This is a genomic window from Maledivibacter halophilus, from assembly GCF_900167445.1.
Taxonomy (GTDB): Bacteria; Bacillota; Clostridia; order Peptostreptococcales; family Caminicellaceae; genus Maledivibacter; species Maledivibacter halophilus.
Genome location: NZ_FUZT01000009.1, coordinates 160,469 through 183,447 on the forward strand (window position 1 = coordinate 160,469; position 22,979 = coordinate 183,447).

26 protein-coding genes are annotated in these 22,979 nt (G+C 31.3%); 23 read left to right on the forward strand and 3 right to left on the reverse strand.

Going from position 1 to position 22,979, the window contains the following annotated elements:
* The first annotated feature begins 6 nt into the window (after window positions 1–6).
* From B5X81_RS17505 to B5X81_RS17565, 13 genes are all read left to right on the forward strand, one after another.
* The gene (locus B5X81_RS17505; RefSeq protein WP_079493481.1) at window positions 7–291 is read left to right on the forward strand and encodes a BMC domain-containing protein; all 285 of its coding nucleotides are present in this window, start codon (window positions 7–9) and stop codon (window positions 289–291) included.
* A 204-nt stretch (window positions 292–495) separates the two neighbouring features.
* Window positions 496–1,236, forward strand: a complete 741-nt coding sequence (locus B5X81_RS17510; protein ID WP_079493482.1) for a hypothetical protein — start codon at window positions 496–498, stop codon at window positions 1,234–1,236.
* A gap of 14 nt (window positions 1,237–1,250) precedes the next feature.
* The gene (pduL, locus tag B5X81_RS17515) at window positions 1,251–1,895 is read left to right on the forward strand and encodes a phosphate propanoyltransferase (RefSeq protein WP_244282145.1); all 645 of its coding nucleotides are present in this window, start codon (window positions 1,251–1,253) and stop codon (window positions 1,893–1,895) included.
* 17 nt (window positions 1,896–1,912) lie between these two features.
* Entirely contained in the window at window positions 1,913–2,596 is a 684-nt protein-coding gene (locus B5X81_RS17520) for a hypothetical protein (protein WP_079493484.1), read from the forward strand.
* 40 nt (window positions 2,597–2,636) lie between these two features.
* Window positions 2,637–2,918: a EutN/CcmL family microcompartment protein gene (locus B5X81_RS17525; protein ID WP_079493485.1), complete on the forward strand. Its 282-nt coding sequence runs from the start codon at window positions 2,637–2,639 to the stop codon at window positions 2,916–2,918.
* A 20-nt stretch (window positions 2,919–2,938) separates the two neighbouring features.
* Complete coding sequence (locus tag B5X81_RS17530) at window positions 2,939–4,285, forward strand: 4Fe-4S dicluster domain-containing protein (protein ID WP_079493487.1); 1,347 nt, start codon at window positions 2,939–2,941, stop codon at window positions 4,283–4,285.
* Window positions 4,282–4,830, forward strand: coding sequence for a BMC domain-containing protein (locus B5X81_RS17535; RefSeq protein WP_079493488.1), 549 nt, complete (start codon window positions 4,282–4,284; stop codon window positions 4,828–4,830). The genes B5X81_RS17530 and B5X81_RS17535 overlap by 4 nt, the downstream gene beginning before the upstream one ends.
* Before the next feature lie 424 nt (window positions 4,831–5,254).
* Window positions 5,255–6,676 (forward strand): sigma-54 interaction domain-containing protein, encoded by a 1,422-nt coding sequence (locus tag B5X81_RS17540; RefSeq protein WP_079493490.1) that lies wholly within the window; start codon window positions 5,255–5,257, stop codon window positions 6,674–6,676.
* Window positions 6,677–7,178: 502 nt separating this feature from the next.
* On the forward strand, window positions 7,179–7,967 hold the full coding sequence (locus B5X81_RS17545; protein WP_079493491.1) for a GntP family permease: 789 nt from the start codon (window positions 7,179–7,181) through the stop codon (window positions 7,965–7,967).
* 140 nt (window positions 7,968–8,107) lie between these two features.
* Window positions 8,108–10,030, forward strand: coding sequence for an aldehyde ferredoxin oxidoreductase family protein (locus B5X81_RS17550; RefSeq protein WP_079493492.1), 1,923 nt, complete (start codon window positions 8,108–8,110; stop codon window positions 10,028–10,030).
* A gap of 37 nt (window positions 10,031–10,067) precedes the next feature.
* Window positions 10,068–10,286, forward strand: coding sequence for a MoaD/ThiS family protein (locus tag B5X81_RS17555; RefSeq protein WP_079493494.1), 219 nt, complete (start codon window positions 10,068–10,070; stop codon window positions 10,284–10,286).
* Between the two features lie 132 nt (window positions 10,287–10,418).
* Complete coding sequence (locus B5X81_RS17560; RefSeq protein ID WP_079493495.1) at window positions 10,419–11,315, forward strand: NAD(P)-dependent oxidoreductase; 897 nt, start codon at window positions 10,419–10,421, stop codon at window positions 11,313–11,315.
* Window positions 11,316–11,462: 147 nt separating this feature from the next.
* Complete coding sequence (locus B5X81_RS17565; protein ID WP_079493497.1) at window positions 11,463–12,650, forward strand: CaiB/BaiF CoA transferase family protein; 1,188 nt, start codon at window positions 11,463–11,465, stop codon at window positions 12,648–12,650.
* Window positions 12,651–12,768: 118 nt separating this feature from the next.
* Here the strand turns inward: B5X81_RS17565 and B5X81_RS17570 are convergent, their stop codons facing one another.
* Both B5X81_RS17570 and B5X81_RS17575 read right to left on the reverse strand, forming a co-directional pair.
* Complete coding sequence (locus B5X81_RS17570; protein WP_079493498.1) at window positions 12,769–13,491, reverse strand: hypothetical protein; 723 nt, start codon at window positions 13,489–13,491, stop codon at window positions 12,769–12,771.
* A 3-nt stretch (window positions 13,492–13,494) separates the two neighbouring features.
* Complete coding sequence (locus tag B5X81_RS17575) at window positions 13,495–13,989, reverse strand: ECF transporter S component (RefSeq protein ID WP_079493500.1); 495 nt, start codon at window positions 13,987–13,989, stop codon at window positions 13,495–13,497.
* 244 nt (window positions 13,990–14,233) lie between these two features.
* Between B5X81_RS17575 and B5X81_RS17580 the strand changes: the two genes are divergently transcribed.
* The 7 genes from B5X81_RS17580 (at window position 14,234) to B5X81_RS17610 (ending at window position 20,310) form a co-directional block, all read left to right on the forward strand.
* Entirely contained in the window at window positions 14,234–14,929 is a 696-nt protein-coding gene (locus tag B5X81_RS17580; RefSeq protein WP_079493501.1) for a DUF421 domain-containing protein, read from the forward strand.
* 25 nt (window positions 14,930–14,954) lie between these two features.
* A complete protein-coding gene (locus B5X81_RS17585) occupies window positions 14,955–15,641 on the forward strand; it encodes a DUF421 domain-containing protein (RefSeq protein WP_079493503.1) in 687 nt (228 codons plus the stop codon).
* Window positions 15,642–15,998: 357 nt separating this feature from the next.
* Complete coding sequence (locus tag B5X81_RS17590; RefSeq protein WP_079493504.1) at window positions 15,999–16,985, forward strand: acyl-CoA dehydratase activase; 987 nt, start codon at window positions 15,999–16,001, stop codon at window positions 16,983–16,985.
* 30 nt (window positions 16,986–17,015) lie between these two features.
* The gene (locus tag B5X81_RS17595) at window positions 17,016–18,023 is read left to right on the forward strand and encodes an acyl-CoA dehydratase activase-related protein (protein ID WP_079493506.1); all 1,008 of its coding nucleotides are present in this window, start codon (window positions 17,016–17,018) and stop codon (window positions 18,021–18,023) included.
* Window positions 17,977–19,077 (forward strand): 2-hydroxyacyl-CoA dehydratase, encoded by a 1,101-nt coding sequence (locus B5X81_RS17600; RefSeq protein WP_079493507.1) that lies wholly within the window; start codon window positions 17,977–17,979, stop codon window positions 19,075–19,077. The genes B5X81_RS17595 and B5X81_RS17600 overlap by 47 nt, the downstream gene beginning before the upstream one ends.
* A 193-nt stretch (window positions 19,078–19,270) precedes the next feature.
* The gene (locus B5X81_RS17605; protein WP_079493509.1) at window positions 19,271–19,621 is read left to right on the forward strand and encodes a CidA/LrgA family protein; all 351 of its coding nucleotides are present in this window, start codon (window positions 19,271–19,273) and stop codon (window positions 19,619–19,621) included.
* Window positions 19,618–20,310 carry an LrgB family protein gene (locus tag B5X81_RS17610; protein ID WP_079493510.1) on the forward strand — a complete coding sequence of 231 codons (693 nt, stop codon included), beginning with the start codon at window positions 19,618–19,620 and terminating at the stop codon, window positions 20,308–20,310. Before B5X81_RS17605 ends, B5X81_RS17610 begins: the two co-directional genes overlap by 4 nt.
* A gap of 225 nt (window positions 20,311–20,535) precedes the next feature.
* On the opposite strand, the gene B5X81_RS17615 is transcribed toward B5X81_RS17610, so the two are convergent.
* Window positions 20,536–20,757 carry an alpha/beta-type small acid-soluble spore protein gene (locus B5X81_RS17615; protein ID WP_079493512.1) on the reverse strand — a complete coding sequence of 74 codons (222 nt, stop codon included), beginning with the start codon at window positions 20,755–20,757 and terminating at the stop codon, window positions 20,536–20,538.
* A 326-nt stretch (window positions 20,758–21,083) separates the two neighbouring features.
* On the opposite strand from B5X81_RS17615, the gene yhfZ reads away from it, so the two are divergent.
* The 3 genes from yhfZ (at window position 21,084) to B5X81_RS17630 (ending at window position 22,972) form a co-directional block, all read left to right on the forward strand.
* Window positions 21,084–22,022: a GntR family transcriptional regulator YhfZ gene (gene yhfZ / locus B5X81_RS17620; protein WP_079493513.1), complete on the forward strand. Its 939-nt coding sequence runs from the start codon at window positions 21,084–21,086 to the stop codon at window positions 22,020–22,022.
* A 54-nt stretch (window positions 22,023–22,076) separates the two neighbouring features.
* Window positions 22,077–22,442: a PRD domain-containing protein gene (locus tag B5X81_RS17625; RefSeq protein WP_079493515.1), complete on the forward strand. Its 366-nt coding sequence runs from the start codon at window positions 22,077–22,079 to the stop codon at window positions 22,440–22,442.
* A gap of 167 nt (window positions 22,443–22,609) precedes the next feature.
* Entirely contained in the window at window positions 22,610–22,972 is a 363-nt protein-coding gene (locus tag B5X81_RS17630) for a DUF2620 domain-containing protein (protein ID WP_079493516.1), read from the forward strand.
* The last annotated feature ends 7 nt before the right edge of the window (window positions 22,973–22,979 follow it).

Sequence of the window (22,979 nt, forward strand, 5' to 3'; positions counted from 1 at the left end):
TTATAAATGGCAAATATGAATGCACTTGGAATGGTTGAAACAAAAGGATTAGTAGGTTCTGTTGAAGCAGCAGATGCAATGGTAAAGGCAGCAAATGTGACACTTATTGGAAAGGTACATGTAGGTGGAGGACTGGTAACAGTAATGGTTAGAGGGGATGTTGGAGCAGTAAAGGCTGCTACCGATGCAGGTGCAGCGGCAGCAGAAAGGGTAGGAGAATTAATATCTGTTCATGTTATTCCAAGACCCCATAGTGAAGTTGAATTAGTACTTCCTAAAACTGAGGGATAAATTTCTATTAGATTATAGCTTATGGTGTAAGTTCTAAGGTTGAAGTTATTTTGATGGTTGTTCTTAATATAAGGGATTTATTGAGCTTTTTTTATTAAATAAATTTCTATTAGATAAAATGATTTTAAGGCTTAGAACTTATTACTTAAAGCTGTAAATTCTCTAGAGTAGGATGTTTGTTTACAATTAAAGGGAGTGGGGGAAATGAAGGTATTAACTGAAGATATACTTCGCAGAAAACTTAAGGAAAAATCCTTTGACAAATATTTTATAACTAAAAATGTTATTATAACCCCTTTAGCAAAACAATATTTAAAGGATAGAGGGATTGAGCTGATAATAGAAGATGATTTACAAAGGGATGAGGATTTAGATATTTCCAACAAAAAAATTATTCCTAAATATATTTCCTATTATTTAGGAGGAGTTTTTGAAAAAAAGCCAGAATATATGACCCAAATATACGGAAATAAATTGGTTTTTAAGGATGATCCCAGAATAATATTTAGAGGAAAGCTAGACAGCCTTCAATCTCAAATAATGGAGCTTCAAATTTTATTGGATTCTCAAAATATAAATAGGCTTGTAGAGGAACTTGAGGAAGTTTTAAATTATATCAGGGAAATTCTAAAGTCTGAAGTTTTAGAGGAAGAGTTATGTAGGAAAAAGCTTATAGGACTAAATCAAGAAGAGCTCAGGGAAATGTCCCATAATCCTAAAAAACATTTTGATATAGACCATATATTACCAAATTACAAGATGGGAAAAGTATTAATAGGCCTTAACACCTTAAGATGTAGTGTTAGAGAAGCAGAACTTACAGCAGTAAATGCATTTAAAAAAAATTTAGAAATTAGCAGAATCGATATAATAAGGGGATTAAATAGATTAAGCAGCTGCATTTATATACTTATGTGTAAGTATAAAGCAGGCTTATATAAGTAAGAGGGGTTGATACTTTGGAGGAAGCATTAATAAAGGAAATTGTAAAAAGGGTAATGGATAGGGTGGACTATAATATGACAATACCTATAGAAGCATCGGCAAGGCATGTACATCTAAGTCAAAATCATATGGAAAAGCTTTTTGGCAAGGAATATAAAATGTCAAAGAAAAAGGATTTATCTCAACCAGGACAGTTCCAATACAAGGAGAGGGTTACATTAATAGGACCTAAGGGAGTAATAAAGGGAGTAGCAATATTAGGACCGGCAAGGGAAAAGACCCAGGTGGAAATTTCAAAGACAGATGCAAGAATATTAGGAATCGATCCTCCAATTAGAGAATCTGGAAAATTAAAGGATAGTGATTCTTTATTCATAATGGCTGGAAAAGTAGTTATAGAAGCTAAAGAATCAGTAATTATAGCTAAAAGGCATATTCACATGACTCCAAGGGATGCAGAAAAATTTGCTATTACAGATAAACAATTGGTAAAGATAAGGGTTAAAAGTGAAAGGCCTATTGTTTTTGAAGATGTTTTAGTTAGGGTAAGCAGTAGATATAAACTAAGTATGCATATAGATTTTGATGAAGCCAATGCAGCCGATTATAAGGAAGGTATATTTGGAGAGATAATTCTTCAAAGTATTTCTATGGATTGAAATAAGGATGTGGTAAAGTGATGGTGGATAATCTAAGCAAGATCATAGCCCAGGAGGTATTAAAAAGAATAAAGGAATCAGAAAATTATATGGATATAGTACGGAGTAAGAAGCTGTTGATTTTAGATAATAGTTCAAATAAAGAAAATTATGCTGACGTATATTTTAAAAAAACTAAGGTTAAATTTTTAAATGAATCCTGTATTGAGGAGTTGGATTCATTTAAATACATTATAGCTCCTAATTTGTCTAATAAGGATCTAGCTGGTATAGCCCTAGGAATTGAAAAAAGTAATATTTCTAGGTTTATAATAGAAGGAATTTTAAGAGGGAAAAAAATTATAGCTATAGAAGATGGAATTGAATATAAAAAATTTAAGGAAAGGTCTAATTTAAATTTTTTTAGGATCTTCGAGGAATACCAAGAAAAAATAATGAAATTTGGTATATCAGTAGTAAAAAGAGAAAATCTTTATATGATTTTTAAAGAAAAAGAGACAAAAAATTTTTCAAAGAAATTAGATGGTTTGAAAGAAAATTTAGATGAGGCTCTGTTAAATAAGAAGGTTATTATTGAAAAGGATATTTACAATGCCTATAACATAGGATATAAAAACATTTGTATTAATAAGAAATCAATAATAACACCCCTTGCAGTAGATTATATAAAATCTAATAAAATTAATATTAGATATAAATAGAATAGTTTAAGAGAAAATCCTTCTAGAAAGGAAGATTAATATGATTATTGGAAAGGTTGTAGGAAATGTATGGGCCACCAGAAAAGAGGAATTACTAAATGGCTTTAAATTACTGGTTATTAAGCCAATTAATTATTATACTAATGAAGATTTAAAAACCTTTGTGGCAGTAGATAGTATTGGTGCAGGTATAGGTGAAACTGTTTTAATTGTAATGGGGAGTTCTGCAAGAAAGGCGATTCATAAAAAAGAAGCTCCAATAGATGCAACGGTTGTGGGAATTATTGATGAAGTAGAAATAAATAGGGAAATCAAAGTATAGCTTAAGGGGGTAAGAAATATATGGATTTGATTCAAAGGATATTTGAAGCAGGAGTTATTGGAGCTGGAGGTGCAGGATTTCCTACCCATATAAAGCTAAATTCAGAGGCTGAAATTTTAATTGTAAATGGAGCTGAATGTGAGCCCCTTTTAGAAACAGATAAATTTTTAATGAGAGCCCATAGCCGTAAAATAGTAAGAGCTATGGAAGAAGTAGGGAATCATATAAAGGCTAAAAAATTAATTATAGGGCTTAAAAGGAAATATAAAGAAGAAATTAAGGAACTGAAGAAGGCTATAGAAGATTTAGATTCAAGGGTAGAGCTTTTTCTTTTAGATAATTTCTATCCTGCTGGGGATGAACAAATATTAGTATATGAGGTCACAAAACGGTCTATACCAGCAGGTGGAATTCCCCTAGATGTAGGTGTAGTTGTATCTAATGCTGGAACTATGATGAATATATATGAAGCTATTAATGATAAGTCCGTAACCTATAAATATGTTAGCATAATCGGAGAAGTTAAAAAACCATCTATTATCAAGGTACCCATAGGAATAAGTATAGATAAATGTATTGAGGGTGCTGGAGGAGCAAAAATTGAGGATTATAGTGTAATATTAGGTGGGCCTATGATGGGAAAAATTATTAATAGATGTGAAGTGAAAAATGAAGTAATAACTAAAACCCTTGGAGGAATTATATTGGTTCCACAGAATCATTATATTGTTAAAAGAAAAGAAGCGCCTATAAAGCATATAGTCAATAGGGCTAAAAGTGCTTGTATTCAGTGCTCTATGTGTACAGACCTATGTCCAAGATATTTAATAGGCCATAGACTTAGACCCCATAGAATAATGAGGGCGGTAAGCTTTTCGGAAATAAATCAGGAGGTTTTAAAAGAGGCCTTGATATGCTGCGAATGTGGAATATGTGAATTATATGCTTGTCCAATGGGCTTATCCCCTAGGACAATAAATGTATATTTAAAAAATGAGTTTAGGAAAAATAAAGTTAGATATAAAAAGCAAGATATAAAAACTACAGCAAAGGAAATCAGGGAATATAGAAAAATACCTGTTTCAAGGTTGATTTCAAGGATAGATTTAACAGAATATATAGGAGAAAAAATTAATGGCCCCTATGATATAGAAGCCCTTGAGGTTAAAATTCCCTTAAATCAGCATATTGGTAAACCAGCAAGTCCCGTGATAAAGGTTGGAGATAGGGTGTCAAGGGGACAAATAATTGGAAAGGTGGATATGGGTGATTTTGGTGCTAATATCCATTCTAGTATTAATGGAATAGTATATGAAGTTGGAGAAAATATAGTTATTAAAAGTGAAGAAAATGAGGTGATTTTATGATAAGAACAATAGGTTTATTAGAATTAAATAGTATAGCTAAGGGAATAGAAGTGGCCGATAATATGATTAAGGCTGCTGAAGTTGAATTGATAAGGGCTAATTCAATATGCCCAGGTAAATATATTGTTCTTATCTCGGGAGATGTGGGAGCAGTTAAGGCCGCGGTAGAAGTAGGTACAGAAAAGGGAAAGGAATTTGTTGTGGATAAATTAATCCTTCCAAGTATACATCCACAGCTGATAAGTGCAATAAATGGAACTACATTTATAAATGAGCTTTGCTCATTGGGGGTATTAGAATTTTTTAGTGTTGCCACATCTATTGTGGCCGCTGATGCAGCAGCTAAGGCAGCCTCTGTGGATTTAATTGAAGTAAGATTAGGCTTTGCAATAGGTGGAAAGGCCTTTGTTACACTAACAGGAGATGTAAGTGCAGTTCAAGAAGCCGTTAAGGCAGGTGTAAAGGTGGCTAATGATACTGGAATGCTTGTAAATAAAGTAGTGATTCCATCGCCTAGAAGGGAATTGTTTGATAAATTACTATAAATATTCCAGCAAAATAGTTAAATTATATATATCGAAAAGCCCCAGAAGCATTGGATATTTTTATATGTACAAATTAAGTTTTGCTATGGAAAATTTATATAATCTTCTTATGTAATTTTTAAATCTTTGATTTTAATATTCGATACCGAGGTTTTTAAAATATAATTTGTATCAATTATTACAATTATATTATACTATAATTATTCACATGTAAATATATACTCAATAAACTCTATACAAATTTAAAATGGGATGATTATGTTATATTAAAAGAATTTTATTAGTTTAAATAAATTTATTTTTTAAAGATGTTGAACTTAATACCGAGTTCTTTTTTTAGATAGTTATTAGTTAATAACTAGTTATATACCCATTTATAGTATAGGGTAAAAAATCTGAATTTTCATATAATGGGGATGATAAAATGTATAATATAGTCCAGATCAATGATTTAAACCATTATAAATTAATTTTTGAAGAGATTCTAGATATGACCGAAGACGGCTTTGTTGTAACATCTACAGATGGTACAATATTAGAAATAAATACAGCCTATTGTAATTTCTTAGGTACAACTAAGAAAAAGGCTATTGGACGGAATATTGGAGAGTTTATAAAAAACACTAAAATGCTTGAAATAGCTAAGACTGGTATGAAGGAAATTGATACTATACATGAACTGGTGGATGGGCAGCAATATAAAGGGGATAAATTTATATTTGTTACAAGATCTCCAGTAAAAGAAAAGGGGAAAGTAATAGCTGCTGTGGCTCAAGTTAAATTTAGAATGAATACCCTTAAATTGACAAAACAGCTTTTAAAACAGGATAAGGAACTTAAATACTATAAAGCTGAGTTACAAAGGTTGAGAGAAAGTACCTTTGATTTGAATTCTATTATAGGACAAAGTAAAATATTTATGGAGTCAAGAAAACTAGCAAGAAAAGCTGCTGGAAGTGATTTGCCAGTATTAATTAGTGGAGAAACTGGAACTGGAAAAGAAGTATTTGCCAATGGAATTCATAATGCCTCATATAGAAAGAGCAATCCTCTAATTAGTGTAAATTGTGCCGCAATACCTGGAAATTTACTGGAATCGGAATTGTTTGGATATGAAGAAGGTTCTTTTACTGGAGCAAAACGAGGTGGGAAAAAAGGGAAATTTCAGCTTGCCCATAAAGGAACACTATTTTTAGATGAAATAGGTGATATGCCACTTCATATGCAAGCTAAGCTTTTAAGAGTACTTCAGGAAAATAAAATAGAAAAAATTGGTGGATATTCTCCCATAGATATTGATGTAAGAATAATAGCTGCAACAAATAAGGATTTATGGCAAATGGTTAGGGAAAAGAAATTTAGAGAGGATTTATACTATCGTCTTAATGTTATAAATATAAAAATACCTCCTTTAAGGAAAAGAAAAGAAGATATAATGTTATTTGTTAATTATTTTTTACAGGATCTGAATAAAAAATATAAAACAGATGTAATAATAACACAAAGAGCAAAGGAAGTTCTTGCTAACCATAAGTGGCAGGGGAATATAAGGGAACTTAAAAATGTAGTTGAAAGTGCGTATGTATTAGCTGAAAATAATTATATAGGCGTTAAAAATCTCCCGTCAAATCTATTAACTTGTAGTGTTGATGAAAATACTACAGTAAATGGCGGTTCTTTAAATCGAATTTTAAGTGAGTTTGAAAGAGATATTATTTTAGAAACTTTAATTGAAAATAATTATAATGCAACAAAGACAGCATATGATTTAGGAATTCATAGGACTACTCTTTACAAAAAGATGGATAGATTTAATATTAAAATTTCCAGGATAGTAAAAGGTTAGTTTAGCAATTGAGGAAATTGCATAGCTATAACTTGGAAAAATAGCACAATACATGTAAAAATAAGTTTATAATTTCCTATGTGTTATAAAAAACAGCAGGGAAGTGTAGAAATTTTTCTACACTTCCCTGCTGTTTTTTCAAAATAAAACTAGATGAAGTAAAGAATATATGCAAAGTGTATATATTTTTCTACATATTATAAATTTATCTACATATACCACTTGTTATTTTCAGAAAATTTCGTTAATAATAAATCATTAAATCTGATTTTGAGAGGAATTTTAAAATTAAATTTAGATTAAAAAGTGATTTTATTAAATCATATATTAGGCAAAAAGCCTTATAAAGGTTTTATTTTTTTAGTCTTATTCCATTATATGGAATGATAAAATAATAACGATTAATAGCCTTGGCAAGTGTTTTGCTTTATGTAAAGTTATGATTAATATAAAGCATTGCTGAAATATATTTTTAAAAAATTTACTTGAGGGGGGTTAGTATATGGCAGGATCAGAATTTATAAGCTTAATAGGAATTATTATTGCATTTATTTTATTAATGGGTTCAATCATTTTAATTATAGTTGTGAATAAAGCAATGAAAAATGGAGAGACTTTTGTGGCTAAACCTATGGACATATTCCATGAAGATGCAGATTATCCAAGCGGGTTATTGGCTTTGCTTCCTCTAATTCTAACTATATTATTGATTAATGTAAAGATAGATGGTAAAGCCATAGTACCGATTGAGGCAGGAGTTTTTATTGGATCTATGCTGGTATTAATTTTCTTAAATAAATATCAGGATAATAATAAAATACTTCACAATATTGGAGAAGCAAGCAAAATATCTATTGTTTCTATCACTAACACTTGTTCTGTTGTTGGATTTGGGGCTGTTGTAAAGGCTTCTTTAGCTTTTCCATCAATAGTAGATTCTATGGTTAATATACCTGGACCGGATTATGTAGGTGTGGCTGTAGGAACTACGGTTATAGCTGGAATAACTGGTTCAGCTTCAGGAGGACTGGGAATTGCTGCTCCTTTATTGGCTCCTGTTTATTTGGCAAAGGGTGCAGTGGCAGGTGCAATTCACAGAACAATGACAATATCCTCAGCGGCATTGGATTCCTTGCCGCATAATGGCTATATTGTAACAGTTACTAATGGTCTATGCAATGAAACCCATAAAGATGCTTATGGACTCATATTTTGGTTAACAGTTGTGACACCCTTTGTAGGTTCCATAGTGGCAGTAGCTTTATTTTCACTTTTCCCATTCCTGCCATAAAAAGTTCTCAATTAGTATTTTAAAATTAATAATTTTAATTGAGGAAATTGCACAACTCCAATTTGCTCAATTATGCAAGTTTCTTAAATAATAAAATTTATTATCTGTTTTAACTAATTTAAAGAGGGAGAGGGATTAATATGGTAGATAAAAATAAAGTAAATAATATTATCTACGGATATCAGGGTAAATGGCTGGGGGTTGATTTAACTTCTGGAGTTTTAAAGGATCAGATCTTTGAAGAGGAAGTTTTAAAGAAGTTTTTAGGATCATCTGCATTGGGGACTAAAATTCTTTATGAAGAAACAGGACCTGAAACAAAACCCCTTGGACCAGATAATGTATTGATATTTGCATCGGGATTTTTTAATAACACCAGGTGTTTATTAGGAGGGAGGTATCAGGTTATTTCTAAATCTCCATTAACTGAAGGATTTGGTGAGGGAAATAGTGGAGGAACCTTTGGTCCGATGCTAAAAAAAGCAGGCTATGATGGAGTTATTATTAAAGGAAGAGCAGAAAAGCCAGTATTTTTATCAATAATTGATGGCGTTGCTCAAATAGAAGATGCAAAGGAACTGTGGGGATTAGATACCTTTATAACCTCAGAAAAACTTCAGAAGAAATATGGAAGCAAGGCTGTAGTGTCATGTATAGGTCAGGGAGGAGAAAATCTTGTAAAGTATGCATCAATTATGAATGATGGACCAGAAGCTAGATGTATAGGGAGATCAGGAATGGGAGCAGTTATGGGTTCAAAAAATCTAAAGGCTTTGGTTGTATATGGCAGTAAAAAATCCAATATTCTATATGAAGAAGAACTGATTGAAGATATAAAAAATATTTCAAAGAAGTTAGGTAAGGACTTGAAGGAGCATCCCTTTAGGAAGTATGGAACTCCCTTTGCATATGCAGGTTCTTTAGCTACCGGAGATTTACCTATTAAAAATTGGCAGCTTGGAGCTTATGAAGGGATGAATGAATTATCAGCATCTGCTATAGAAAGGAAAATGGAGATAAAACCATATTTTTGCAGCCAGTGTATCCTTGGCTGTGGTATTACTGTACATGTTAAAGAAGGGAAATATGCCAGCATAAAAACTGGTGGACCAGAATATGAAACCCTTGGAATGCTGGGAGCTAATTTATTAATTACAGATCCACAAGCTGTTCAATATGGGAATGAATTATGTAATAGATATGGCATAGATACCATTTCCTGTGGAAGCACAATAGCTTGGGCCATAGAAGCCTTTGAGTATGGATATATTACGAAAAATGAAACCCAGGGACTTGAACTCAGATGGGGAGATTCTGATATGATGATAGAGCTTATTGAAAGAATTGTTTTTAGAAGGGACATTGGTGATATTCTTGCAGAAGGAAGCTATAGAGCATCCCAGGCTATTGGTAATAATAGTGAAGCCTTTGCTGTACATGTGAGAGGTCTAGATTTGCCTGCCCATGATCCAAGGGCCCATGTCTCAAGTGCCGTTGCATATGTTACCACTCCAAGGGGAGCATGTCATCAGGCAGGAGCCCATAGTTCAAATAGCAAACCTAATGCTATTGAGACAGTTCGGTGGAGTAAAGAGATGGTACCAGGAAAACCAGAAAATGTAGGTTCATGGGTGGCAGAATTGCAAAATGCCATGAATATGGCAGATTCTTTGGGAGCATGTAAATTTTCTGGTCTTGTATTAGGAGGAAGTCCTATCTCAAAACATGCTGAGTGGATCAATTTGATTACCGGGTGGAATATGACTCCTACGGACATAGCTGAAGTGGGTGAAAGAATTCATAATTTAAAATGGCTTTATAACTATAGATGTGGTACTACTCGTAAGGATTTGGCAATGCCTACAAGAATATCGACCCGTAAACGGGGGGAAGGAGTAAATGGAAATGAACTTCCAGCAATTGATATTATGTTAAGTGATTATTTTTATCAGCGTGGCTGGAGTGAATTTGGAATTCCGCTTCCCGAGACCTTGGAAAAATTGAAAATTATTGAATACATGCCTGAAAATTATACTGCTGGACCTAAGCTTTCAAAGGGTTAATTTATTATAGAACTATTAATCGGAGGTTAAAATTATTGTGCTAAAAGTAAATGGAGACGATATTTGGATTGAAAAAAGTATGACTATATCGGAAATTATATCTAAACTTAGAGAAGAATCCTATAATGATATACTTCTTAATCAACCCTTTATAATATTAGTCAACAAAAAATATATTCCTGAAGATAAATACAATAAATACAAACTAGACTTTGGAGACGAAGTTACAATAATTCCTTATATTGCAGGAGGATAAAAGACTGTTCCATTAAATAAAGTGAGGTAATAGTGAACTTTAAACTATAATTATTATGAAACTCAACCAATTTAGAATTATGCAATTTCTTGATTTATATAAATTATTAAATAATAAGAGGAGGAAACAACCATGAAAAAAATAGGCGTTTTAGGTGCAGGGGCAATGGGCAGAGGCATGATTAAAAATTTAATAGAATCAGGATACGAGGTTTATGTATACGATCCATCTTCCAAGGCCCAGGAGATATCCAAAAATATGGGAGCTGATGTACTTAATTCTCCAAGGGAAGTTGGAGCAGTAGTTGAAATTTTATTAGCTAGTTTACCAACAAGTCAGGCTGTAAAGGATTCTATATGTGGAGAAAATGGTGCTCTGCAATCATTAAAAGAGCAATCAATTATATGTGATATGAGTACTACAGCCGTTTCTACTGAAAAGGAATTGTATGCACTATGTAAGGAAAAGGAAATTGGTTACTTAGATTGTCCAGTTAGTGGTGGACCAATGGGAGCAGAAAATGCTACTATGTCTATTATGGTTGGAGGAGATAAGGAGATTTTTGATAAGTCAAAGGAAGTTTTTAATATTATTGGAGGCAATATTTTCTATTTAGGTAAATCTGGTTCAGGTCAGACTATAAAAATATGCCATAATATGGTGTTAGCCGTAACAACCATATCCCTTGTGGAATCCTTTATAACTGCTGTTAAAGCGGGGGTTAACCCTAAAACCCTTGCCGATGTATTTAAGGTGAGCGTAGCTAAAAGTGGTACTTTAGATGTATTTGGCGATAATTTGGTAAATGGTACCTATGAAAAAACTATATTTGCCCTGAGCCATATGCATAAGGATGCAAATCTTTATATGGGATTGGCTGATGAATTAAAAACACCGTCTCCAGTTAGTAGTGTTGTATATCAATTATTTAATGCTGCTATAAATAAGGGACTGGGTTCTAAAGATCAAACTGCGGTTGCAGAAGTTTTAGAAGAAATGTCAGATTTCAGAATAGCTTTTAATCAATAGTCTACAGTTTATTATGAATTTATAAGTAAGATTGTAAAAAAATAATTCTTTAATTTGAGGATCAATAAAGCGGATTTTTCTATGGGAAATCCGCTTTATTATAACAAGCTTATATATAGACGGATGCTAAAAAGGAGAGGATATGCGATGAATTTGCCATTAGAAAATATTAAGGTTTTAGACTTAACTAGGGTATTGGCAGGCCCATATTGTACAATGATTTTAGCTGATTTGGGAGCCGAAGTCATTAAAGTTGAAAGGCCCTATACTGGAGATGATTCAAGGGCATTTGGTCCATATGTGGAAAATGAGAGCATGTATTTTATTAGTATAAATAGAAATAAAAAAAGTATTACAGTTAATTTAAAAAGTGATAAAGGAAAGGATATTATTAAGGAATTAGTTAAGAAGGTTGATATAGTAGTTGAAAACTTTAAGCCCGGAACGATGGAAAGATTAGGGCTGGGATATGATACATTAAAATCAGTAAACGAAAAAATTATTTATGCCGGATTATCAGGATTTGGCCATTATGGACCTTATAGCAGCAGACCAGCCTATGATGGAGTAGTTCAGGCCATGGGTGGGATAATGAGTATTACAGGTCAAGAAGGAGGAGAACCAACGAGGGTTGGCTCTTCAATAGGAGATATATTTGCTGGGATTTTTGGTGCTATAGGGATATTATCAGCAATTAATAAGAGAAAAGTTGACAGGCTAGGAATGAAAGTAGATGTATCTATGCTGGACTGCCAGGTTGCAGTACTTGAAAATGCTATTTCTAGATACTTTGCAACGGGAAAATCTCCAGTACCTATGGGTAATAAACATTCTTCCGTTGTTCCCTTCGAACCTTTTAGTACAAAAGACGGAAAAATAATGATAGCAGTAGGAAACGATAATTTATGGTTGAAGTTTTGCACATCAATAAACAGGGAGGATTTAAAAAAGGATGGAAGGTTTAAAACAAATCTTTTAAGATATAATAATTATGATTATCTAAGGCCAATAATCCAAAAGGAATTAATTAAAAAGACTACGAAGGAATGGGAAAAAATCCTGATAAATGAAGGAATTCCTAGTGCACCTATTAATAATATAGAGATGTTGGTCAATAATGAACAGGTAATTGCGAGAAAAATGATTCAGCAGATAAAGCATCCTAAAGCCGGTAGGGTAAGTATTCCTGGAGTTCCTATTAAGATAAGTGGGTGCTCTGATGACATAAGGTTTTCTGCTCCAGTGCTTGGGCAGCATACAGAGGAAATTTTAAAGGAATATTTAAGTATATCTAGTGACAATCTTGAGATAATGAGAAAGGAAGAAGTTATATAAAGAAGCTATTCTAACCTGTTGTGCTAGTAAATGAAATATTAAAAACTCCGGTATAGGAACTAGCACAACAAGTTATTTTAAGGAGTAGGGTAATTTTATGCTGCTGTTTGTATTTCAATTAAACAATTTTTCCAATTAAATTTATAGGAACTGAAAAGTCCTTATTTAGTTTACCCTCACTAATAGCTATTAGTGTTGTACATGGTCCAGCAGATTTATAAATATCTATCTCGAAATTATCTTCAAATTGAATTTCTATACCTTGATATTTACACAGCTTATCTAGCTCACCCTTTATTCCGGAGGAGCCAACAGGTATAATTTCTTTTATATTTTTTAATTTCAATATCTTCTCTAATATTTTTATATCACATATAAGTCCTTGATTTTCTAAGACCTCATTTCCAATACTTGGGATACCTATAGAATAAATGGAACTATTCTTGTAAATACTATCTATCACAATATCATCTTTATTTATAATTCCAAAACCAGTTATACCTAAAGCAGTCATTGAAGTTTTCATGTTTTTTTCTGTACTTATTGTAATTGGAATATTAAATTCTAGTTCTGATATTTCATTTTGTACTCCTTTTAAAATTTCATCTCCAGTTGGATTAGGCTCATTGGAAATATTAGCGGTAATACCTATAGGTTTAGCACCTATAGATATAATTTCCATAAGACATACTCTGGTTGTATACTTTCCAGTAATATTGTATGGAACCTTTACAATATCATTTTCTTTTAATCCTATGGCTCCACATGAATCACAGGCTATAACTAAGTATTGAGATTCATTGAGGCTGATAAAATTCACATCTCTATGTTTATAAATCATTTTCTAACTCCTTTGTTTATTAAATAAAGTGTTTTTTAAGGGTATGAATACTAAAGCTGAAAGAATAACGTTTAAGGTGCTTCCTATTAATAAAAATGGAGCTATTCCAAGGAAAAAAGGCCATCCAAATTGAGGAAATATAAGTAATATGAGGGGGGATACAATTCCATTTAATAATATTCCAACAAAGGCACCTATAAATATATTGGTTTTTTTATATACAAACCCATATAGATAAACTGAAATAAACATCATAATTGCGACTATTAAATGAACTGGTAATGAAAGGGGAAAACCAATGCTTGCAGAAGTTAAAATATGACCTAAAAATCCAATTGTTCCACCTGTAATTCCTCCCAAAATTAGACCGGATAAATAACCGGCAGTAGAGTCAAAAGCAATTGTTCCCAAGGGGCTTGGAATCTTAATATAAGAGCCTACAAAGCTTAGAGCAATAAACATTGCCATAAGAACCAATTTTTTTGTATTACCTTTCATCAAAGACACCTCCTAAATATAGATTTAATAATGTAGATTTATAAATGCATTGTATATAGTATAGTATCTTTTATTTATAAATTCAATTCTATATAATATTTTATGCTATATAAATTATAAAATATTGCAATAATATAAAGATATACAAGAATATAAAGTTTATATAATTTAACTTTATATGGTGGAATAATGTATAAATTAGCCTATGAGTTTGTTTCACTATAACCAATGAAAGGATGAAAAGATGGAGCTAGAATTTATAGGGAAGTTAACCCTTCAATTGATTTTAGGTTTTTTTTCACTTTTAATTATTACAAAGATATTAGGGAAAACTCAAATAAGTCAGGTAACGCCCTTTGATTTTATTTCTTCTTTGGTATTGGGAGAGCTTTTAGGAAATGTAGTTTATGATAAAGAAATTCATATATTTGTATTTTTATATGCAATTTTTATGTGGACATTTTTAATATATATTATAGAAGTAATAACACAAAAATTCAGACGTACTAGAAGTTTTTTTGAAGGCAATCCTTCAATTTTAATTAGAAATGGACAAATTGATTTTCATCAGTTAAAGAAAGAAATGTTAGATATAAATGAACTTATGAGCCTTCTAAGAGGAAGAGATATTTTTTCAATTAGGGAAGTGCAATATGCCATTTTAGAACCAAATGGATCACTGAGTATATTAAAAAAATCTAAATATGATACTCCAACAAAGGAAGAATTAAATATTGTTAATAAGGAGGTATATTTGCCTGTAGCCTTTATACTGGATAAGGAAATTATATGGGAAAACCTTAATGCTTGTGGATTTGATGAAAGCTGGCTTAGAAAAGAACTTGAAGCTAGTGGTATAAAGGACATAAATGAAATTTTTTTTGCAGAATGGAAATATGATGAGGGCTTACATATTGTTCCATTTAGGGAAAAGAAATAATAAAAATTTTTGGAGGATTATGTTAATGAAATATTTAGATACGGTAATGGAATTAGTCATAGGTTTTATGGCTCTTTTTATTATTACAAAGATGATTGGTAAAAGACAAATTAGTCAGATTACTCCTTTTGATTTTATTTCTGCCATAGTATTGGGTGAACTTTTAGGCAATGCCATATATGATAAAGAAATTGGATTACTATATATTATAAGTACATTGTTATTATGGGGAGTTCTTATGGTATTAGTTGAATTAATCACACAGAAATTTAGAAAAACAAGGGGATTTTTAGAAGGCAATCCTTCTATAGTGATTAGGCAGGGATTAATTGATCGTAAGGAGTTAAACAAAAATAAGATAGATATTAATGAATTACTAAATATGCTAAGACAAAAAGATGTTTTTTCAGTTCGTGAAGTTGAGTATGGAATTTTAGAAGCTGATGGAAAAATGAGTGTTTTGAAAAAATCTAAATATACACAGCCTACAATCGAGGATTTAGGGCTAACTAAAAAACCTTCATATTTGCCATTTGCATTAATTATTGATGGAGAGATTGTATTGGACAATCTAAAGAATAGTGGATTTGATGAAAAATGGCTCCAGATACAATTAAATAATCAGGGGTTTGATAGGGCTAAGGACATATTCTATGCTGAATGGAAACAAGACGAAGGAATGCATATTGTACCTATGAAAGAAAAAGCATGATGAGTTTACAAAAATTCACATATATAAAACCACTATTTTGTATAGACAGTATTAATGTTTAGCAAATATTATAGTAAAAGCTTAAATACCTCTTTGCTACCTGTTGAAATACTTGTTTTAGATCTTTCAAAGTAGATTTAATTCAATAATATTCCATTGATTTGACATAATTTATTGGTTATTTGTCAATAATACTAAACTGATGGTGGATTTAAAGCAGAAAATTTTAAAAAATTTTTTGCTTTCATCTTTAGGATATCCTAGAAGAGTTGTTTGTTCAAATAATTAAAATGTAGATTTATTAAACTTTAAAGTTGTTTATGTTTGGAGAATTTTATATGGAAGGGAGAAAAAAATATGAAAGAATGTTATTTAGGAGTGGATGTGGGGTCTGTTAGTACTAATATTGTTGTAATGGATTCAAATAAAAGTGTAGTAGACACTTTATATATAAGAACGAAGGGTAAGCCTATAGAAGCTTTGAAAATGGCACTTAGACAAATGAAAGATAGACTAGAAGATGATGTGACTATATCAGGACTAGGAACAACAGGGAGTGGAAGACATCTAGCAGCCACCATGCTGGGAGCCGATATTGTTAAGAACGAAATAACGGCCCATGGTGTGGCGGCTCTAAATATTGTACCCGATGTTAAGACTATTATTGAAATAGGTGGACAGGATTCAAAAATTATTTTACTTAGAGATGGGATCATATATGATTTTGCTATGAATACAGTTTGCGCAGCTGGAACTGGGTCTTTTTTAGATAGACAGGCTGAAAGACTGGGAATTCCAATACGGGAATTTGGAAGCCTTGCATTAAAATCAAAGTCTCCCGTAAGGATAGCAGGTAGATGTGCAGTTTTTGCAGAATCAGACATGATACATAAACAGCAGCTTGGACATAATCAAGAAGATATTATAAATGGGTTATGTGAAGCAATGGCAAGGAACTATCTCAATAATCTTGGTAAAGGAAAAGATATAAAGCCTCCAGTTGTTTTCCAAGGGGGAGTTGCAGCTAATATAGGAATAAAAAGAGCATTTGAAAAATTATTGGGATGTGAAATAATTGTCCCCAAGTTTGCAGGAGTAATGGGGTCAATCGGAGCATGTCTTTTAGCTAAGGACGAGGTAGAAAAAACCGGTAAAACTAAATTTTTAGGGTTGGATATTGCAGATAGTACATTCAATGTAAAAAGCTTTGAATGTGATAACTGTCCTAATATGTGTGAAGTAGTTGAGTTTTATAGAGATGAAAAATTAGTTGCAAGATGGGGAGATAAATGCGGCCGATGGAGTAATGCCCAGTTGAGTCGTGGAGATGAAAAGCTGGCGTAGAGGTCAGAAGTTAAATTACGGAGGTGGGATATGTTTGTAAAAGTTGGTATTCCAAGGGCACTTCTTTATTATGAATATTGTAAATTATGGATATCTTTTTTTGAAAATCTAGGTACCAAGGTTATAATATCAGAAAAAACAAATAAGGAAATTCTTGATAGAGGGGTAAAAAATACTGTTGATGAGGCATGTTTACCAGTTAAGATTTACCACGGGCATGTTTTGAATTTAAAGGACAAAGTTGATTTTATTTTTACGCCGAGAATAGTAAGTGTTAATAAATATGAATATATTTGTCCTAAATTTTGTGGACTACCTGAAATGATAAAATATTCCGTTAAGGGGCTGCCTCAGTTTATTGATACTACAATAGATTATAGAAAGTCAAGAAAAAATTTTAATAAGACAATTATGGAGATAGGAAATTATATTACCAAGGATAAAAATAGGATCAAATTTGCCTTTGAAAATGCCCTCAAAAAGCATAATGAATATAAGTCTCTCATAAAAAAAGGTTTATTACCTATTGATATATTAAAAGGAGAGAACTATGAAGAAAATATTAATGAGGGTAAAGAAAAAGTTGTACTTTTAGGACATCCATATAATATATATGATTCCTATTCAAGTATGAATATTGTCGAAAAGCTCAGGAAGTACAATCTTTCAGTTGTAACTTGTGATACTTTAGATGAAGATGTTATTAATCACAAAGCAAAAGAGTTAAATAAGAAGATGTTTTGGAGTTTTGGAAGAAAGATTCTTGGAACTGCTTTGTATTCAATTGATGATGAAGAAGTTTGCGGAATTATTTACCTTTCGTCCTTTGGATGTGGGTTGGATTCTGTTATAGCTGATGTTGCTGAAAGAAGAATAAGAAGAAACTCGAAAAAACCCTTTACCATGCTAACCATAGATGAACATACTGGAGAAGCAGGGTTAGATACAAGAATAGAAGCTTTTGTAGATATGATTAAATGGAGGAAAAAAAATGAAAATAACTTTTCCCCACATAGGGAATACATATATCCCCATTAAAGCAATGTTTGACGATTTGGGGGTAGAAACGGTGATTCCACCGAGATGCAGTAAGAAGACATTAGAACTAGGAACAAAATATGCTCCAGAGTTAATATGTTTGCCTCTTAAAATAAATTTGGGAAATTATTTAGAAAGTATTGAAAAGGGAGCAGATACAATAGTGATAACAGGGGGCTGCGGTCCTTGTAGATTTGGTTATTACTCCGAAGTTCAAAGGGAGATATTAAAAGATTTAGGCCATGATGTTGATATAATTGTACTTGAAGCACCTCAGGGAGATAAAAAGGAATTTTTCCGTAGAGTTAGCAAAATTTCAAATACAAAAAATATTATTAAAATAACTAAAAGCTTAAAAAATGCAATTGTAATATTAAAAAAGTTAAATAAGCTTGAGGAGATAGTTCTTAAAAATAGGCCATATGAGATTAATAAAAATGAAATTAACAATTTATATAGTGGTCTTATTAAAAAATTAGAAAAGAGTACTGGCTCTAAGGAAATGACATATTATCTCAATAAAGCCTTGAAGGAAATAGATGAAATACCACTGGATAAAAATAGAGATGTTTTAAAAGTTGGTATAGTTGGTGAGATATATACAGTAATAGAAGATTTTTCAAATTTGGACATCGGTAAAAAGTTAAATGAAATGGGTGTAGAAGTCCATAAATCCCTTAGCACTGGAGAATGGATTACTGAGATGTTGTTTTATAGAAGTTTAGGGCTATCAAATGAAAGGAAAATATGGAATGCAGCAGATCCCTATGTAAAAACCTGTATTGGGGGACATGCCAGAGAGACAGTTGGCAATACAGTATTGTACTCTCAAAAAGGATATGATGGAGTTATACAGCTAATGCCTTTTACTTGTATGCCAGAAATTGTTGCAATGAGCCTTATGCCAAGTATACAAGCTGAAAACAATATTCCCGTACTATCTCTAATTATAGATGAAATGACTGGAGAAGCAGGATATCTTACAAGACTTGAGGCATTTATTGATTTACTTAGGAATAGGAAAGAAAATCCAAAATATAACAGAGCTTTGTAAATATTTAATTTGTAAAGGTTTAATATGAGACTCTTATTTCAGTTTCATCTGATATATAAGAGAGTCTCATTTTTTATTTTCTTTTCTATGGAATTACCGTAATGATTATATTGTATTAGTATAAAAAGTATGGTAAAATGACATTTAAAAATGTATATCTATAAACTGAATTTAATTATAGTGAGGTGGGGTTTTGAAGATTCTTAGGCAATTAGCTATTATATTAATCATTGCTTTTTCTGGAGAAGTGCTTAGCAAGATATTTCACTTGCCTTTACCGGGAAATGTTCTTGGAATAGTAATATTGTTATGTCTTCTTTCATTAAAAATTATTAAATTAGAAATGATAGAGGATATAAGTAAATTTTTGTTAGATCATTTGCAATTCTTTTTTATACCTGCTGGAGTTGGATTAATTTCTAATCTGGAATTGCTTAAAAGCAAGGGTGTAGCTATTTTATTAATATGTGTAATTTCTACGATTGTTGTTATGACCGTTACGGGATTGACTATTGAGTTTCTAAAAAGGAGTTTTAAAATATGATTGATTTGTTACATACACCATTATTTGGAGTTATTATTTCAATAATAGCTCTTGAAATAGGATTATATATAAATAGAAAAACAAAAATTTCTCTATTAAATCCTTTATTAATTAGTATAGTTCTAATTATAGTAATTCTTATTAAGTTTGATATATCCTTAGAGGCATATAATGAAGGTGGAGGTCTAATATCCTTTTTTCTAGGTCCTGCCACGGTTATATTAGCGGTTCCCTTATATAAACAGTTTGAAATTTTTAAAGCTAATATACTTCCTATAATTGTTGGTATAACTGTAGGATGTCTTACTTCAGTAATTAGTGTGGTATTTTTATCAAAATTATTTGGTCTATCAGATGATATACTTAGATCATTGATTCCTAAATCAATAACTAATCCTATAGGAATTGAATTATCAAAGCAAATAGGGGGGATACCTTCTATTACTGTAACAGCAATAATCATTACAGGAATATTCGGATCTATAATTGCACCTTATGTATTTAAAATATTTAGAATTAAAGACAAAGTTGCTATTGGCGTGTCTTTGGGTACCTCATCCCATGCATTGGGAACGACAAAGGCCATAGAGATGGGGGAAACAGAAGGGGCCATGAGTGGTCTTTCTATTGGTTTAGCGGGATTAGTAACGGTGATTTTAATTCCTTTATTAATTAACCTGTTGTGCTAGTTTCCATATCAGGAGTTTTAATATTTCCTTTTAGTTCATGCTATAAACCTGTTTTTTCATATAGCTTTTAAGGAAGAAACAGGTTCATAAAAATCACTCAAATGAAATATTAAAACTCCCTAAGTTATATTTTAAACAAAAATTTGATTTACTAGCACAAAGGGTTAATTGAGATAATTGTATAATTCTAATTTGGGACAATTGCATAATATATACAGTAGTTTTCTAAAGATTTTTATTATAATTCATTAATTCTTTTTCTCCCATTTCAACCAGCTTTTTAGTCATATGTCCACCTACATATCCTCCATAAAAAACATTTTTACCAGAATCAAGACCACTTTCATTAGTTAAAAGATTCTTAGTTATTCCCAATTCATTAGCTATTTCATACTTCATTTCATTTAATGCCTTCATTGCGTTTGGATCTACAGGACCTTTAGCCATTATATTTTCACCTCTCTTATCAATATTTCTTATATATTATTTTTTTAGGATTTCCTTTTGTTCATACTAGGTAATAAAAGGTTATTAATGATATCATAATGAATATAAATTTTTCATTACTGCTATTTTAATCTTTTGATATAGTGAAACTAATTCAAAGATAGATTTATAAATCTTAAAAAATTGCAGAAGCATCGATATTTTTAAAATCTATAAATTAAGTTTTGAGATTGTTTCACTATATTAAGTTGAAGGAAAAAAGTAAATGTGTTATAATAATTATACAATATACAAAAGAATGTATATTGATGAGAGGTTGAATATTTATGAGTAATTATAAAAAGAAGCTGATGTCTAAAAATGGAAAAATAACAATGCAGCTTGCAAAGGAAATGCTAACTTTTCAAGTTGGAGATAGAATAAGTACGGTTGGTCAATATTCTAAAAGATTTGATACTGCTAGAGGAACTGTTCAATCTGCATTGAAGTTTCTTCAAGAAATTAAAGCAATAGGATTAGAATCTAGAGGGCATTTAGGAACATATATTATTAAAATAAATTATAAAAAGCTTTGGGAAGTATCGGATTTTGGGGTTATAATGGGAGTAATGCCTTTGCCCTATTCAAAGAGGTATGAAGGCCTTGCAACTGGACTTTATAGTGCATTTGAAAAAGGTGGTATACCATTTAGCTTGGCATTTATGAGAGGTGCTGCAAAGAGAATAGAAGCACTGACATCAGGAAGATATAATTTTGCTGTTATATCAAAATTAGCAGCCACATTAGAAATGAGAAAATCCTCTGATATAGAAATTGTTTATGAATTTGAAGAAGGTAGTTATGTTGGAAATCATGTTATTATTTTTAGAGATGACAAGGAAAGTAAAATATGTGATGGAATGAGGGTAGCATTAGATACAACATCTATAGATCAAATTATATTAACTTCCTATGAGTGTGAAGGAAAGGATGTAGAATACATCGATACTCCTTATAATCAGATTTTACAAAAGCTAAAAAATGATGAAGTTGATGCAGCAATTTGGAATGTGGATGAAATACAAGAAAAAAATCTTGAGTATAATATCTATCCTTTAACAAATCCTAAGACGAGGGAAATTGATAAAGAAGACACCATTGCTACTATAGTTATAAGTAAGGGTAATCTAGAGTTTAGAGACATTTTTAAGAAATTTATTAAAATGAAAGAAGTAGAAGAAACACAAAAAAAGGTTATAGATAATCATATGATTCCTATATATTAAGTTTTTTTTAAAATGAATATACAAAAAAATGTACATTGAAAAGGAGAAAAGAAAATGGATAAACCATTAAAGGAAAGATTAGAGATTCTAAAGCAGGCAGGAGAAATAAGTGATGAAATAATGGGTGTTGTTATAGAATTTATAAAAAATTTTGAGAAAAAATATTCATTAGAAATTAATGAAGAAAATGGATCTATGCTTATTACTCACCTTTCCATGGCCCTGGCAAGGATAAAAAGAGGAGAAGAAATTGATGGAATGGATGAATCAGTTCTAAATGAAATAAAACAAAATCCAATTTATGGGGAACTTCCTGAGTTTTATGATGAGATTGAGAAAAAATTACAAATTAAGATACCAGATTCTGAGAGAGGATTTATAGCAGCCCATGGATCTATATTAATAGATAAATGCAAATAATCTACAGGTGTTAGTATAGATCAAAATTTGATAATAAAAAAGCCACATATGTTTTTTCATAGAGATTATGTTTTTTATAAATTTATAATACTTTAGAGTTAAACATCTATTGGTAGTTATGTAGCATTTAAAAATAAACTAAAATAGTCAAGGAAAGAGGTGAGTATATGATTAAGATTGTAGTTGGTGGAGCAATTGATAAACAAAATATTGCTAAGATTATAGAAGGAATAGGAGGGAAAGATGTAAAGGTTGAAATAAAATCAGATATAGAAGCTGCAATGGCAGTTAAAACTGGTACTGCTGATTATTACTTTGGGGCATGTAATACAGGTGGTGGCGGAGCTCTTGCAATGGCAATAGCTTTGTTAGGAGCAGGTAAATGTGCTACCCTATCGATGCCTGGTAAAGCACCAGAGGAAGAGAAAGTTATTGAAGCAATAAATAAAGGTAAAGTTGCATTTGGATTTACAAATGAACATATTAATCAAGCAGTACCTATGATTTTAAAGCTTATAATAAATAAATAAAGAGAGG